14 protein-coding genes are annotated in these 15,170 nt (G+C 72.3%); 9 read left to right on the top strand and 5 right to left on the bottom strand.

Annotation, left to right across the window (positions count from 1 at the left end):
- The first annotated feature begins 105 nt into the window (after positions 1-105).
- Positions 106-1,065 (top strand): redoxin domain-containing protein, encoded by a 960-nt coding sequence (locus tag AB0C12_RS13170; protein ID WP_360547392.1) that lies wholly within the window; start codon positions 106-108, stop codon positions 1,063-1,065.
- A 5-nt stretch (positions 1,066-1,070) separates the two neighbouring features.
- On the opposite strand, the gene AB0C12_RS13165 is transcribed toward AB0C12_RS13170, so the two are convergent.
- A complete protein-coding gene (locus AB0C12_RS13165; protein ID WP_360547390.1) occupies positions 1,071-1,469 on the bottom strand; it encodes a hypothetical protein in 399 nt (132 codons plus the stop codon).
- Between the two features lie 130 nt (positions 1,470-1,599).
- On the opposite strand from AB0C12_RS13165, the gene AB0C12_RS13160 reads away from it, so the two are divergent.
- A complete protein-coding gene (locus AB0C12_RS13160; protein WP_360547388.1) occupies positions 1,600-2,202 on the top strand; it encodes a hypothetical protein in 603 nt (200 codons plus the stop codon).
- A 507-nt stretch (positions 2,203-2,709) separates the two neighbouring features.
- Positions 2,710-3,369 (top strand): hypothetical protein, encoded by a 660-nt coding sequence (locus AB0C12_RS13155; RefSeq protein WP_360547386.1) that lies wholly within the window; start codon positions 2,710-2,712, stop codon positions 3,367-3,369.
- Positions 3,370-3,374: 5 nt separating this feature from the next.
- Here the strand turns inward: AB0C12_RS13155 and AB0C12_RS13150 are convergent, their stop codons facing one another.
- On the bottom strand, positions 3,375-4,070 hold the full coding sequence (locus AB0C12_RS13150) for a phosphatase PAP2 family protein (RefSeq protein ID WP_360547384.1): 696 nt from the start codon (positions 4,068-4,070) through the stop codon (positions 3,375-3,377).
- Between the two features lie 130 nt (positions 4,071-4,200).
- Here AB0C12_RS13150 and AB0C12_RS13145 point away from each other — a divergent pair, with 130 nt between their 5' ends.
- The 3 genes from AB0C12_RS13145 to AB0C12_RS13135 are packed head-to-tail and all read left to right on the top strand — an operon-like array spanning position 4,201 to position 7,525.
- Positions 4,201-5,643 carry a glycosyl hydrolase family 79 C-terminal domain-containing protein gene (locus AB0C12_RS13145; protein ID WP_360547382.1) on the top strand — a complete coding sequence of 481 codons (1,443 nt, stop codon included), beginning with the start codon at positions 4,201-4,203 and terminating at the stop codon, positions 5,641-5,643.
- An 11-nt stretch (positions 5,644-5,654) separates the two neighbouring features.
- Positions 5,655-6,980, top strand: a complete 1,326-nt coding sequence (locus AB0C12_RS13140; RefSeq protein ID WP_360547380.1) for a BNR-4 repeat-containing protein — start codon at positions 5,655-5,657, stop codon at positions 6,978-6,980.
- A 5-nt stretch (positions 6,981-6,985) separates the two neighbouring features.
- A complete protein-coding gene (locus AB0C12_RS13135; RefSeq protein ID WP_360547378.1) occupies positions 6,986-7,525 on the top strand; it encodes a GNAT family protein in 540 nt (179 codons plus the stop codon).
- A 6-nt stretch (positions 7,526-7,531) separates the two neighbouring features.
- On the opposite strand, the gene AB0C12_RS13130 is transcribed toward AB0C12_RS13135, so the two are convergent.
- Positions 7,532-10,810, bottom strand: a complete 3,279-nt coding sequence (locus AB0C12_RS13130; protein ID WP_360547376.1) for a TIR domain-containing protein — start codon at positions 10,808-10,810, stop codon at positions 7,532-7,534.
- A gap of 163 nt (positions 10,811-10,973) precedes the next feature.
- Between AB0C12_RS13130 and AB0C12_RS13125 the strand changes: the two genes are divergently transcribed.
- A complete protein-coding gene (locus AB0C12_RS13125) occupies positions 10,974-11,936 on the top strand; it encodes a DUF4034 domain-containing protein (protein WP_360547374.1) in 963 nt (320 codons plus the stop codon).
- Here the strand turns inward: AB0C12_RS13125 and AB0C12_RS13120 are convergent.
- Positions 11,887-12,369 carry a MarR family transcriptional regulator gene (locus AB0C12_RS13120; protein WP_360547372.1) on the bottom strand — a complete coding sequence of 161 codons (483 nt, stop codon included), beginning with the start codon at positions 12,367-12,369 and terminating at the stop codon, positions 11,887-11,889. The genes AB0C12_RS13125 and AB0C12_RS13120 overlap by 50 nt on opposite strands.
- Before the next feature lie 71 nt (positions 12,370-12,440).
- Between AB0C12_RS13120 and AB0C12_RS13115 the strand changes: the two genes are divergently transcribed.
- Both AB0C12_RS13115 and AB0C12_RS13110 read left to right on the top strand, forming a co-directional pair.
- Positions 12,441-12,806, top strand: a complete 366-nt coding sequence (locus AB0C12_RS13115; RefSeq protein WP_360547370.1) for a VOC family protein — start codon at positions 12,441-12,443, stop codon at positions 12,804-12,806.
- Positions 12,803-13,711, top strand: a complete 909-nt coding sequence (locus AB0C12_RS13110) for a hypothetical protein (protein ID WP_360547368.1) — start codon at positions 12,803-12,805, stop codon at positions 13,709-13,711. The genes AB0C12_RS13115 and AB0C12_RS13110 overlap by 4 nt, the downstream gene beginning before the upstream one ends.
- Here AB0C12_RS13110 and AB0C12_RS13105 read toward each other — a convergent pair.
- The gene (locus tag AB0C12_RS13105) at positions 13,701-15,137 is read right to left on the bottom strand and encodes an aldehyde dehydrogenase family protein (RefSeq protein WP_360547366.1); all 1,437 of its coding nucleotides are present in this window, start codon (positions 15,135-15,137) and stop codon (positions 13,701-13,703) included. The genes AB0C12_RS13110 and AB0C12_RS13105 overlap by 11 nt on opposite strands.
- Positions 15,138-15,170: the final 33 nt, after the last annotated feature.

Here is a 15,170-nt window from a genome sequence, read left to right as displayed (position 1 = left end):
CCCGTGCTTGCGCCAGGGAGTTGACCGGTTCCGCCGGACCCGGTCGGGCGGGATGGTGGAGCCAGTCCGGTCGAGAGAGGAGCTGCCATGGTGCGGGGTGCGGGAATGAAAGGGCTCACTGCGCTCGACAGCGCCACCGCGTGGCTCAACACGCCACCACTGACGGCCACGGACCTGCGCGGCAACGTGGTGGTGGTCAACTTCTGGACGTACACGTGCATCAACTGGATCCGTACGCTGCCGCACGTACGGGCGTGGGTGGACCGCTACCGCGACCACGGACTCGTCCTGCTCGGCGTGCACTCGCCGGAGTTCGGTTTCGAGCACGACCTCGGCAACGTCCGCCGGGCCGTGGCCGGGATGCGGGTCGGCCACCCGGTCGCCGTCGACAACGACTTCCGGATCTGGCGGGCCTTCGACAACCACTACTGGCCGGCGCTTTACTTCATCGACGCCCGGGGCGAACTGCGCCACGCCCACTTCGGTGAGAACGACTACCAGCAGTCGGAGGTGGTGATCCAGGACCTGCTGACCGAGTCGGGACGGCAGATCCCGCCGCACGGCCCGCGCGCGGTGGACGCGGCCGGGCTGGAACTGCCGGCCGACTGGGACAACCTGGCCTCTCCGGAGACGTACCTCGGCTACGAGCGTGCCGAGAACTTCGCCTCACCCGGCGGTGCCGTCGCCGACGTCCCGCACAGCTACGCGGCGCCGGCCCGGTGGGCCGTGAACGACTGGGCGCTGACGGGGGACTGGACCGTCGGCCCGCGCGACGCCCGGCTGCACGCGCCCGGCGGCTCGATCGTGTTCCGCTTCCACGCCCGTGATGTGCACCTGGTGCTGAGCTCACAGCCTCACAGCGGGCCGGTGCGGTTCCGCGTCCAGCTCGACGGTCAGGCCCCGGGCGCGGCAGCGGGACTCGACGTGGACGCCGAGGGCCGCGGGGAGCTCACCGAGCCGCGGCTGTACCAGCTCGTGCGCCGGCCCGGCTCGGTCACGGACGGCACCTTGGAGATCACCTTCCTTGATCCGGGCGCCCTCGCCCACGTGTTCACCTTCGGCTGACGGCGCTAGCTTCCCGGGTAGCCCAGGCTGCTGCCGGTGCCCCAGCCGACACCGCCGGGCGGCTGCTTCCACGTGCGGCCGCGACGATCGCCGAGCGCGGCCGCGAGGTGCGGCCACCGTTTCCGGGCCGCCTGACGGCTGATGCCGACCGCCTCTCCGAGCTCGGGATATCCCGCCCCGTACAGCGCGGCGTCGGCGGCGCTGGTGGAGATCAGATCGGCGAGCAGGGTGCGCATGTGCTCGCCCGCCGTCATCCGCGCGAGCTGCGAGCGTCGCCGCGCTTCCGGGTCCGGCTCGGATGGGCCATTCGTCGGGTCATCGTCGAGCTGCCGGGTCCAGCGCCGGACGAGCTCATTCAGTTCGATCCGCAGCTGGTCACGCTGGTTGGGGCTCATGGTGTCCATGCCTGACCTCCCTCGGCCGCCAGCCTGCGCTCGACAACCAAGGTTGTCAAGGGCGCTGCGCTGACGCGCATCGGACAACCTGTCCGATTCGGTGTGGTCGTTTCTTTCTCCTATGGTCCACACTTGCCGGGTGCCGAATTCGGAGAGCAAGTCATTGGCCGAATCGGCCTCGACCTGGATGCAGGTGGTGTTCGGCGGATTGGGAGTGGCGATTGCGCTGGTGGCGCTGGTGATCGCGTATTTCGCCTGGGTCCAGCCGCATTCCCCGGCCGCCGACGACGACAAGGCCGAGCCGGCGCCACCGGCGCCGGTCACCGGGACCACCACGCCGGAGACGGCCGGTCCCACCACCGCGGCGGCCGGGGTGCCGCTGGTACGGCTCACCCCCGCCGTCGGCGCCGGCAACGTCCGCCCGGCCGACGATGACCTGGTGATCCACTGTGCCACCGGACAGACCAGCGACCGCCAGCGGGTCGTCGAGTACGACCTGCTCGGCCGGTACACGGCGCTGAACGCGGAGCTGCGGGTGTCCCGGGCGCGCGACGGCGACACGCCGCTTCAGCTCAAGGTCTTCACCGATGACGCGATCGCCGCGAATCAGGTCGTCACCAAAGGTAAAAGCGCCCCGATGCGTATCCCGCTCGACGGGAAGCAGAAGATGCGGGTCCAGTTGACCTGTCAGTTCCCGGACGGCGAGATCAAACTCGACAATCCCGAGCTCGATCATTCCTGACCGGGTGTCACCCGTTCGGGGATTGGTGCATGACCCCGGTTGCCCGTAACGTTCGGGCCTTCGGAAATGCCATTCGATCGGGGAGCGGCTTTGGCGGCGAATCCGCAGGCTCCAATTCCGGCGCGGCCGAGTTCGCCGGCCGGCCCGGCACCGCACAGCGGACCGCCCTTCCAAGGGAACGCCGGACCGCAGAGCACCCAATCGCCGCCCGGCGCAACCTACGGCCAGCCACCCCAGTCCGGCGCCCCTTACGGCCAGCCGCCGCCATCCGGCACGCCCACGCAGGCCATGCCCACGCAGGCCATGCCGGCCCCGGCCGCGCCCAGCCCAGCCACGCCCGGCTCGTCCGGGCAGCCCACCCAGCCGATGTCATTCGGACCGCCCGTCCCGCCGATGCGGGCCGGCCAGCGTACTCAGCCGGCGCCGGCCGCACCTGCGCAGACCGCGTCAGGCGCTGCGGGCGCGAGCCCGGCCGCGGCGGCGTCGCGGAGTCGCAGCGGTCTGCTGGTGGTCACCCTGGTCGTCGCGGTGCTCGCGTTGGTCGTCGGCCTGGCCGGAGTCGTCATCGCGGCCATCGCTCTCGGCCGCAGCGACAAGGCCACCACGCTGGCGACCAGCGCGAACGAGCGCCCGCTGCCTCCGGCGAACGTGGCGACGCCGGCGGTTCCCGAGCCGACGGATCCGGCCGACCCGCCCACCGAGACCCCGGAGCCGGGCGCGACCACCTCACCCGGGGACATCAGCCCGACCGCCGAGTTCGCGATCGCCTATCAGGACCAGCACCTGCGTGTGCAGACCGAGCGATGCCAGTCCGACTACGGTGCCGCGGTCGACTTCGACGAGCCCCGGGTGATCGGCGGCACCGAGGGCGACATGGTCTACGACCAGTGCAATCCCGGCATCATCAAGACCGGGCTGCCGCTCGCGGAGGTCTCCGGCCAGAGCGCCACTCCCGCCGACTGCCTCGAGAACATCAGGACCACGCCCGCGCAGTCGCCGATCGCCCCGGCCGAAGGGCTCACCTTCTGCTTCCTGACCTCACGCAACGACGCCGCCGCGCAGGGCACCACCCAGAAGCTTGTCTTCGTGACCGTCGACTCCATCACCGAGAAGAACGATCACGGCATCCTGACCATCACGCTGAAGGCGTGGAACGTGCCGGAGTGAGCCGCTCAGCGGGGCGGCTGAGCGTCCGCCAGCTCCGGCTCCAGTCCTTCCTCGACAACCCGTTCGGGTCGTAGCCGCGGGAACGCCGCCGCGGTCACCGCCACCACCGCGATCCCCAGCAGCCAGCCCGCCACCACGTCGCTGGTCCAGTGCACGCCGAGCACGATCCGGCTCAGCCCGGTCAGCACCGTCACCGCGATCGCCGAGCCCCACAGCACCCAGCGTTTCGCGCCCCGGGCGACCGGCAGCAGCACCAGTACGAACACCCCGGCGGTCAGGGCCGCGTTGAGCGCGTGCCCGGACGGGAACGAATACCCGGTGGCCCGGGCGACCGGGTCCAGCAGGTCGGGGCGGTGCCGGCCGACCAGCAGCTTGAGCAGTGCGCCGAGCACGCCGCCGACCGCCATCGCCGTTACCGCCCACAGTGCGAGCCTTTTGGCCCGGCGCCGGAGCAGCCAGATCACCAGGATCAGCGCCGCCGCCCGCAGCGGCATCGGAGCGAAGATGTTGGTCCACCACTTGTTGGCCTCGGTCCAGTGCGGATGGCCCAGCGCCCAGGTGTGCAGGGAGTCCGTGACCGCCCGGTCGAGGTCGTGCAGGGGTGGCCAGCCGCCGGCGACGAGCGCGGCGATCAGCGCGAACGGCACCAGCCCCAGCAGGGCGAGGGCGGACGCCGTCGTGAGCCGCATGCCGAGCTTCATCTTCTCTCTCTACCCCAGAACCGCTTTCTGAATCCATACACATATGTGGACGCGTTTCCTGTACGTAGACACGGTGTTATGCTCCGCCTCCCATAGGCATCGAGCCACGACGATTGCCCGAGGAGTACCCGTGCTGTTCTCATCCGTTGCCTGGCTGACCACCGCCGTCCTGGCGTTGTCACCCACGCCCACCACCGTCGCCCCCGATCCGGTCACCATCACGGTCGACGCCCGGCATCCGGCCGGGCGGCTGCCCGCCGACTTCGTCGGGCTCTCCTTCGAGATGCGCGAGCTCGGCATCGGCAACCTCGACCCGGCCAAGGGCAACACCGCCGCCCTGCTGCGCACGCTGGGTCCCAGCAACCTGCGGATCGCCGGCAACACCCTGGACCGCGACACCCTCTGGGTGCCCGAGGGGCAGCAGGCTCCTGATCCACTGCCTGAGTGGGTGCGGGACGTCGTGCGGCCGGCCGACATCCGCCGGCTGGACGCGCTGCTGCGGAGCACCGGCTGGCGGACCGAGGTCGGCATCAACGTCGGCCGCTGGGACGCCGAGCTCGGCGCCGACCAGGCCGCGGCGATGACCGCGATTCTCGGCCGCCGGCTGGTCGCCGTCGAGTGCGGCAACGAGCCGGACCAGTGGGCGGGCAAGGCGCTGCGCCCGGCCGGGTACGCGTACCCGGACTATCACGCCGACTGGCTGGCCTGCGCCGACGCCGTGGGGCACCACCGCATCGCCGGGCCCGACACCGCGGGCACCTCCTCGGACTGGGCGGCCTCGCTGGCCCGTGACGAGCACGAGCGGATGGCCATGCTGACCGTGCACCAGTACAGCTCCGGCCCGGACGCCACCATCGCGACGCTGCTGGCCCCGCAGACGGTCACCAACCAGCTCAGGTCGGTGGCCAAGAACCTCGCCGCCGCGCAGGCCGCCGGGCTGCCGATGCGCGTCGACGAGGCCAACTCGGCCTACAGCGGCGGCGTCGACGGGGTCAGCAACAAGTACGCCTCGGCGCTGTGGGGACTGGACTACAGCATGCAGATGGCCCAGGCCGGGCTGGCCGGGGTCAACATCCACGGCGGCCTCGGCGTCTGCAACGAGCCCATCTGGAACGGCAAGTGGCAGCGCTACACGCCGATCTGCGCGGCGGACAAGGCCGACGAGGCGGCCCAGATCTACCGGGCCATGCCGATCTACTACGGGCTGTGGATGGCCCGGCGGATGGGCTCCGGCCAGTTCCTGCCGGTCACGGTCTCGCCGGGGCGCAACATCACCGCGTACGCGGTTCGCGGCGACGACTGCAAGCTGCGGGTCGCGGTGGTGCAGAAGGACGACACGTCGGCGACACCCGTCACCGTGACCCTGAACGTGGGCGGGCGCGACCGGCGCGGCCAGGTGCTGCGGATGACCGGCGAGAGCCTCGGCGCCGAGCCGACGGCGGTGCAGGGCGCCACCGTCGACCGGTCCGGGCACCTGCGGCCGGGGCGTCCCGACGTGACCCGGGTCCGCGGTGGCTCCTTGTCCCTCGACGTTGCCGCCGGCAGCGCCGCTGTCATCACCCTCGACCGCTGAACGGGGCTGTCATGCGTACCGTCATCGCATTGGTGTCCGTGCTGGCCGTGGCGACGCCCGCGCAGGCGGTCCCGCCGCGGCCGGACCTGATGACCCCGGCCACCGCGGTCGCTGCCCGCAGCGACCGCCGGCCGGTCGCCGGTGGCGTCCACGACGCCGCCGTGGGCCGGACGTTCATCTCCTGGGCCGGGCAGTACGAGGACAACTACGTGCAGTCCTACGAGCACCGCACCGGCACCTGGAGCGCCCCGGTCCGGGTGGCCGGCGGCGACAACGACTCGCACAACTATCCGACCATGATCCAGGCCGCCGACGGGCACCTTCTGGTCTTCCGCGGTCTGCACAACCGTGAGCTGTGGGTGGCCCGGTCGCCGCGACCGCACTCGATCGGGGGCACCTGGACCGACGTGAACATCGCGGAAGGGCTCGGGGCGACGTACCCGATGCCCTTCCGCACCGCCGACGGCACGATCTTCGTCTTCTTCCGCGAGACCGCCGGGGATTTCGACCCGGCCTTCCCGACCGACACCCGGCCGATGAAGTACGTCCGGTCGACCGACGACGGGCGGACCTGGCAGAGCTCGACCAGCCTGACCGGGGACCGCTGGGCGATCGCGCCGCTGAACCGGCCGGACAACATGAACGAGATCTACGTCGGCCAGCTGCGCTACGAGCCCGCGACGCTGCTGCACCGTGAGCGGGTCGGCATCGTCTACACGCTGGCCGGCGGCGGTCCGGAAGGGCACCTGCACGACCGCTACCACCGCAACATCTACTACACGGCGTTCGACCCGGGCTCCCTGACGTTCCGCTCGGCCGCCGGGCGGTCGCTGGGCACCTCGATCGACGACGTCGATCAGGAGGCGCACCTGAAGGTCGTGGAGACGCCGCTGCAGACGGTGAACCCGCGCTCGCCCGACTACATCAACCTGGTCGGCACGACGCTCGGGGTCGCGCCGTTCGTGGTGTGGATGCAGCTCGACCAGGCCGGCGTGGTGCACACCCACACCGGGACGTGGGCCGGGCCCGGCGGCTGGCGCACCCGGGAGGTGGCCACCGGTGTGCGGGTCCGCGACATGGAACCGGCCGGACCGGCCGGCTGGCGGATCTACGCGACCCCGGCGGACGGCACGCCCGGCATCGGCGTCTACCGGCTGACCGCCGGCAGCTTCTGGCGGTACGGGACGACGATCGCCACTCCCGAGCCGGTGCAGCGCATCGAGGTGATCGACGGCCGTCGTGACCCGGCCTGGATCCTGGCCACCGGGGCCAGCAGCGCGCGCGAGGTGGCGGTGGCCGATGGCGATATCTACGTCGCGGGCCGTCCGCGACCGTGATAATCATGGCAACCATGCTGGGTGATCTGGTGCGACTGAGAGCCATGGAACCGTCCGACGCCGAGGCGCTGTGGCGGTGGAACCACGACCCGGAGGTCATGCGTTGGATGCAGGACAGCCACCCGCAGTCACTGGCCCAGGTGACGCGGTGGCTGGGCGAGGAGCGGGGCCGCAACGAGTACGGCGACCTGCTGCTGGGCGTCGAGGTCCAGGCCGATGACAAGCTCATCGGCCTGGTCCGGCTGCACGGCGCCGAGCCCGAGCTCGGCATCGCCGAGCTGGACATCTATCTGGGCGAGCGGAACTACTGGGGCAAGGGGTACGCGACGGACACGGTCCGCACGGTGTGCCGCTACGGCTTCGACAAGATGCGCCTGCACAAGATCACTCTGACCGTCGTGACGGAGAACGAGGCGGCCTGGCGCGCGTACCGCAAGGTCGGCTTCGTGCAGGAGGGCCGCCTGCGCGAGGTCTTCCGCCGCGACGGCCGGTGGTACGACCAGTACACGATGGGCCTGCTGGCGGGCGAGCTGACCGACGCCTGACCCCCTTTACCGACAGGTCCTCTCGTAGGGCACGTCGGTCACATAGCGCGCCCACTCGTCCCGGGTGAGGCCGCCGTTGACAGCACAGGCGCGCTCGGTCGCGTGCCGGCGGAGATCGTTGAGGTCAGCCAGGTCCCACACCGCGGCGGTGCGGCGCAGACCGGCGGCCAGGCTGTTCCCGTCGGCACTGAACGCCACCGCCGACGTCGAGCTGACCTGGCCGTCGAGCTGGGCCAGGCGGCGGGGGTGGCTGCGGTCGGTCAGGTCCCACACCAGCACGGCGTCCGGACCGCTGTTGACCAGGGTGCGTCCGTCCGGGCCGAGCGTCACCGCGTCGGCCGAGCCGAAGTCGCCGACGACCTGGGTGAGCTGACGGGGACGACTCGGATCGGTCGTGTCCCACAGCAGCACCACGCCGTACGAGCCGCCGGCGGCGAACGTCCGTCCGTCGGCGCTCAGCGCCAGGGTGCCCAGGGCGCCGGAGGAATCGCTGAGCAGCGCCGCCTTCCGGGGCGAGGCCGGCCTGGTCAGGTCCCACAGCTGGACGTTCACGCCGTTGCCGACGGCCAGGGTCTTCCCGTCGGCGCTGAGGGCCAGCACGTCCAGTCCGATCCGGACTCCCTCGAAGCGGGCCAGTTGTCGCGGTGCGCGGCGGTCGGCCGTGTTCCACAGCTCGACCGTTCCGTCAGCGAGGCCCACGGCGAGCAGCCGGCCGTCCCGGCTGAGCGCCGACGCGGCCACCGAATTGGTCCCGCCGGTCATCCTGACGACGGGGTGGCCGATGGACAGGTCGGCGGTGTCCCACAGCCGCACGGTGTCGGTACTGCTGGTGACCACGGTGCGTCCGTCGGCGCTGAGCGCGACCGCGTCCAGCGAGTCGAGGTGGCCCTTCAGCCGGCCCAGCAGGCGGGGGGCGGCGGGCCGGGCCAGGTTCCACACCTGCGCGGTGCCGTCGTAGCTGCCGGTGACGAAGGTCCGTCCGTCGGCGCTGAGGGCGACCCCGCTGATCTCGTCGCTGTGACCGGCGACCTCGGCGACCCGGCGCGGGCCGGTGCTCTCGGTCAGATCCCACAACTGCTCGGTGTAGTTGCGACCCTCCATGGCCAGCGACTGCCCGTCGGCGCTGAGGGCGATCGCGTTCAGCGACCCGGAGTTGTGGGTGAGCTGAGCGACTTTCACGGGCTTGCCGGGGCGGGTCAGGTCCCATGCCAGTACGGCGCGGTTCACGTAACTGGACACGAGGGTGTGCCCGTCGGCGCTCAGCGCGATCGCGGTCACCCATCCGGTGCCGTCGGTGAGCTGGGCCACGCGGCGGACGTCGGCGCGGTCACTGAGATCCCACACCGAGACGGGCCGATCCTGCTGGCTGACGGCGAGCGTACGCCCGTCCGCGCTGAGCGTCAGGTCGACCGACGAGCGCTTGAGCTCGTCCAGCGTGTCGAGACGCTGCGGGTCACCACGGTCGCTCAGATCCCACACCTCGGTGCCGTCCCACCGGCTGGTCACCAGGGTGCGCCCATCGGCGCTGAGGGCCAGATCGTCCAGTTGCGAGTCGCTCTCGGCGAGGCGGGCCAGGCGGTGCGGCTCACGCCGATCGGTCAGGTCGTACACCAGCGCGGAGCCGTCCGCACTGCCGCTGACCAGGGTGCGCCCGTCGGCGCTGAGCGCGACCGCGGTCACGCTGTCGGTGTGGTCGGTGAGCTGGGCCAGGCGGCGGGGATGACGGCGGTCGCCGAGGTCCCACAGCAGTACGGTCCCGTCCTGGCTGGCCGTGGCCAGGAGCGTGGCGTCCTTGCTGAGGGCGATGCTCACCACGAAGTCGGCGTGGTCGGTGAGCCGGGCCAGGCTCCGCGGGGTGCCACGCTCGGGCAGGTCCCACAGCCGTACGGTGCTGTCGGCGCTCCCGGTCACCAGCAGCCGCCCGTCGGAGCTGAACGCCGACGCGGTCAGCGATCCGGTATGGCCGCTGAGGGTCCCCGCGTAACGGGTTCCGACCACCGTGTTGACGAGCGCGGCCTCGGCCCGGTCGCCCGGGTTGAGCTGTGCCGCCGCGAGACCGAGTTGGGTCGCCGTACGCGGATCCTGCTGCCGGACGGAGTCGGCCTGGCTGATCAGGCGCTGGCTGATGCCGATCCGCTGCTGGGTGCGGGCCGCCTGCTCCTGCCGTTGCGCCTCGGCGGCGGCGGCCGCTGCCTTACGCCGCTGCTCGGCGGCGAGGTTTCGCTGGCGTTGGGCCTCGGTCGCGGCGCGGTCGGCGCGGGCCTGTTGCCGATCGGCGGCGTCGCGTTGCCGCCGCGCGTCGGCGGCGGCCTGCGCCGCCTTGCGTTCCTGCTCGGCGGCGAGGGTTCGCTGGCGTTCGGCCTCGGCCGCGGCGCGGTCGGCCCGGGTCTGCTGCTGACGCGCCGCGGCGGCGGCCTTGGTGGCGTTGTCCTCCTGCCGGTCCGCCTCGGCCGCCGCCTCTCCCGCCTTGCCCTGCTCCCGGCGGGCGTCCGCCGTGGCCTGCTGAGCACGGCGCTGCTCGTCCCCGGCGATCTGCTGCTGACGTTGCGCCTCGGCGGCGTAGACCGTGGCGGAGACGCGATGCTGGTCGGCCAGCTGTTGCTGCCGCGACGCCTCGACCGCCGACGCGTTCGCCGTCCGCGCGTTGCGTACCGCGAGCGCGCCGGTGACCCCGGCCAGCACCAGGAGCAGGCCCACGACAGCGAGCACGCCGCGGCGCAAGCGGATCATCCCGCGGTGCCGGGCGACGTCCTCGCTGTCCAGGTCTTCCTTGCTCACGCCGTGGATGGAGGCGGCCAGTTCGGCGACGGCGTCACGGAACCGGCCGTGGCGCAGGTCGAGTTCGCTCTCCGAGCGGGCCCAGCGCAGGTCCAGGTGACGCGGCTCCTCCTGGAACACACCGCGCAGAGCGGGCGGTACGGCCGTCGACCGCTCCCAGTCGAAGTCACCCCGGGCGGAGTCCCAGACCCACTCCCCGGACGTCACGACGGGCAGCAGCCGGTCCACCGGGTGGTCGGCCAGCCAGGCCTCGATCTCCTGGTTGACCCAGCGGGAGCCCGCGGCCTCCGGACAGGCCAGCAGGACGAAGTACTGCGATCCGGCGAGGGCCTTCTGAATGGACGACCACAGCGCCGGGCTGGTGCCGAGGCCGGTCTGGTCGCGGAACACCTCCAGCGCCCGTCGGCGGTGCCACGGCCTCGCCAGCCGTTGCAGACCACGCTGCAAAGTCGGTGCCAGTGCCCCGTCGGCCGCATGACTGTAGGAGATGAAAGCGTCATAAGGCATGTCGAGGCCCTTCCCCGTAGCAAGGTCGCGCCAGATTGTGCCGTAACACCATGGCGTACGTCGATGGGTTAGTTGCTCCACGGCAATTGACGGCACCGGCGCGGCACCACCCGGCCGGCCGGATGATCTAGGATCTCCGGCCAGCACGGGGAGGAAATCGCACATGTGGCCATTCAGCAAGCGCGGACCGGCGACGGCCGGCCTGATGATCGACCCGACCAACGGTGACCCGCAGGTACGGGCGCTCGTGGCGGCCGTGGCGGCCCGCGACGGCGCCACCATCCGGGCCATCCTGGACGGAGCGCCCGATCCCGACACGCACGCCTACCTGATGGAGTCGGCCGCCGAGGTCGACGGCGTGCAGGACTGGATCGGCGGGTGGATCGCCGCCGAGCCGCACTCCACACTGCCGGTGCTGCTCAGGGGCTGCCACGGCGTCTTCTGGGCCTGGGAGGCCCGCGGCGCCGCGCGGGCCGAGTACACCCGCGAGGAGCAGTTCCGCGAGTTCCACCGCCGGCTGCGGATCGCCGAGAACGCCCTGGACGAGGTCGTCGAGCGCGACCCGGACAACGTGACCGCGTGGACCTGGCTGGTGACCTCGGCCCGCGGCCGGCAGGTCGCCCCCGACGAGGCCGCCGCCCGTTTCGCCGAGGTGGTCAAGCGCCACCCGGCGCACGTCGTCGCGCACGAGCAGTACCTGCAGTATCTGTGCGCCAAGTGGTTCGGCAGCGACGAGCAGATGTTCGCCTTCGCCCGGCAAGCCACCGCGGCCGCCCCGGACGGCAGCCTGGTGCCGGAGGTCCTGGTCGTCGCGCACATCGAGAAGTGGCTGTCGCTGCCGCGCGGCGAGGACGACCAGTACCTGCGCAGCGCGCCGGTCCGCGCGGACATGCTGGCCGCGGTGCACAAGTCACTGTTCCGCCCGGCGTTCCGGCCCGGCCTCGGCTGGTTCCCGCGGGCCAACTCGTTCGCGATGGGCCTGGAGAAGGCCGGCGAGTTCGACGCGGCGGCGCGGGTCTTCGACATGATCGGCGACCAGGTGACCGACTGGCCGTGGAGCTACTGCGGCAACGTCGTCAAGGAGTTCGCGGCGGCGCGGGAACGGGCGTATCGGCACCGGGGCTGAGGTTGCGGGCGCAGGCGGCCAGCGTGTCGAGAAGGTCCTGCTGTCGTGCCGGGCTCAGGCCCGCGCACATCCTCTTCTCGACGGCGCGGACCGCCGTGCTGGCCGCGAGCAGCTGATCGCGGCCGGCCGGGGTCAGCTCGGCCGGCAGTTCGCGCCCCCGGGCAGCGGTCGCCGGCCGGGTGACCAGCCCCCGCTCCTCGAGGCCCTGCAGCACCACGTTCATCGACTGGCGGGTGACGAAGGTCCCGCGGGCCAGTTCGGCGTTGGACAGGCCGGGCCGCTGACCCAGCAGTTCCAGGCAGGAGTACTGCGGGACGGTCAGCTGCAGTGGCCGCAGCACCGCGTCCATCGCGGCGCGCAGCGCCACCGCGGCCTCCTTGAGGACGTAGCCGACGGCGTTCTCCACCGGCCCGACCGTTTCCTGTTGCGTCATGTCAGCATCCTGACATACGCTGATGGATGTCAGGACTTTGACATAGCGAACCAAGACGCGAGGAGTGAACCATGACGGTCACCGGACCCGACTTCGTCGCCCTGCAGGTGCGTGACGTGCCCCGATCCGCCGCCTTCTACGAGCAGCACCTCGGCCTGCGCCGGATCCCGGCGAGCCCGCCCGGCGCGGTCGTCTTCGCCACCCAGCCCGTGGCCTTCGCGGTGCGCGAGCCGCTGCCCGGCGTTGATCTCGACGCCGGCCGGCCCGGACTGGGAGTCGCCCTGTGGCTGCACAGCACCGATGCCCAGGCGCTGCACGACGCGCTCGACGCCGCCGGCGTGCCGATCGTGACGCCGCCCTTCGACGGGCCGTTCGGCCGCACTTTCACCTTCAGCGACCCCGACGGTTACGCCGTCACGATCCACGACAAGGCGTGACCACCTTCCGGATGCGGGCGCGCGGCCCGTTCTCGCTGCGCAGCGCCGCCCGCTTCGTCGCGGGGTTCTCGGCCGGACAGGGCGGCGGCGACGAGGCGCGGCTCGACCTGGCCTTCCCCGCCGAGCACGGCTGGACCCCGGTCGGCGTCCGCGTCACCGGGGACGGCGCCGAGCCGGTCGCCGAGGTCGTGGCCAACCCCGGCTCGGTGCCGGTCGAACGGATCCGCGGCCAGGTCGAGCGCATCCTGTCCCTGGATGTGGACGGCACCGAGTTCCCGGCGGTGGGGGAGCGGGACGCCGTCGTCGGCGAGTTGCAGGCCCGTTATCCGGGGCTGCGGCCGGTGCAGTTCCACAGCCCGTACGAGGCCGCGGTGTGGACGATCATCGGGCAGCGCATCCGCCGGAGCCAGGCCGCGGGCCTCCGTACCCGGCTCGCGACCCAGCTGGGGGAACAGATCGACTTCGGCGACGGGCGGCTCCCGTCGTTCCCGGCGCCCGACCGGCTCGCCGGCCTGCGCGAGTTCCCCGGCCTCACCAGCCGCAAGATCGAGCAGCTGCGGTCCCTGGGCCGGGCCGCCGACGACGGACAGCTCGACGCCGCCACCCTGCGCGCCCAGCCGCCCGAGGAGGCCCTGACCCGGCTGCGGACCCTGCCCGGCATCGGGCCGTTCTCCGCCGAGCTGATCCTGCTGCGCGGGGCCGGCGACCCCGACGCCTTTCCCCGCAACGAGAAACGGCTGCACCAGGCCATGGCCGGCGCCTACCGGCTCGGCGACGATCCCGGCCTCGCCCAGCTCGAGGCCATCGCCGAGCGCTGGCGTCCGTACCGGACGTGGGTCGCGCTGTTGCTGCGCGCGTCGCTGGCCGAGCAGGGCCAGGCCGATCAGGTACGGCTCAGCCGATGATCACCGTCTGCAGCTCGGTGAACGCCTCCATCGGGTGGGCGCCACCCACCCGCCCGAGGCCGCTGTCGGAGCCGGACCGCCCACCGAACGGCAGGTGGCTCTCCCAGTAGTTGGTCGACTCGTTGATGTTCACCCAGCCGGTACGCACCGCGTCGGCGAACGCGAGCCCGGTGCTCAGATCGGCGGTGTAGACGGCGGCCAGCAGCCCGTACCGGGAGGCGTTGGTCAGCTCGATCGCCTCCTCCAGGCCCGACACGGCGACGATCGGGGCGATCGGGCCGAAGGTCTCCTCGGTGGCCGCCGCCGCGTCGGCCGGTACGTCGGTGAGGACGGTGGCCGGCCAGTACAGGTCGGTGGCGAAGCCGGTGGCGCGGGCACCGCCGGTCAGCGCCGAGGCCCCGCGGCGCAGCGCGTCGGCGACGTGCTCGTCCATCTTGGCCGCGACGCCGGCGTTGTTGAGCGGACCCATCGTGGTGGCGTCGTCGAGCGGATCGCCCAGCCGGATGCGGTCGGTGACCGCACGGGCGAGCCGCTCGGCGAAGTCGTCGCGCACCGCGTGGTGCACCAGCAGCCGCTCGCCGGCGGTGCAGCTCTGCCCGGCGCACAGGAAGCAGGCCTGCAGAGCGCCCTCGACGGCCCGGTCCAGGTCGGCGTCGGCCAGCACCACGAGCGGGCCGTTGCCGCCCATCTCCAGCAGCGTCGCCTTGCCCGCCGCCGCGCTCGCCACCGACCGGCCGGTGGCCGTCGAGCCGATGAAGGCGACCGCGTCCGTGCCGGGGTGGCGGGCGATCTCGTCACCCACCACCGGCCCGGGACCGGTCACCAGGTTGAGCACCCCGGGCGGCAGGTCGGCCTCGGCGACACACCCGGCCAGCGCGACAGCCGAGATCGCCGTCGACGGCGCCGGCGTCCAGACCACGGTGTTGCCGCCGGCCAGCGCGGGCGCGATCAGCTCGGCGGGCATCGTGTACGGCCAGTTCCACGGCGTGATCACCCCGACCACCCCGCGCGGGCGCCGGACCAGCAGCGCCCGCTTGCCGGTACTGGCCGAGTTCGGCAGCAGCCCACCCAGCCGCTTGCCGTCCTCGGCGGCCATCCGCCAGTACGTGACCAGCTCGTCGACCTCGTCGTAGGCCTCGGCGCGCAGCGGCTTGCCCTGGTCCAGGGTCAGCGTGCGGGCCAGGTCGTCACGCCGGGACTCGATGACGTCCGCGACCCGGTGCAGCAGGGCGGCGCGCTCGAAGGCGGACAGCCGCGCCCAGCCACCGGCGGCCCGGCGGGCGGCGGCGATGGCGGCGCGGGCGTCCTCGCGGTCACCGTCGGGCACGGTGCCCAGCTGCTCACCGGTCGCCGGGCTGGTCGCGACGGTGGTGGCGCCGGACAGCGCGGAGATCCAGGCGCCGTCCACGAACATCTGATGGTGCATGACTCTCCCAGCCGGCCGGACGATGAGGCGAGC

The organism is Actinoplanes sp. NPDC048967, from assembly GCF_040649415.1.
GTDB lineage: Bacteria > Actinomycetota > Actinomycetes > Mycobacteriales > Micromonosporaceae > Actinoplanes.
The sequence above is the reverse complement of the archived record's forward strand: the minus strand, read 5'-3'. Positions and strand labels throughout refer to the sequence as shown.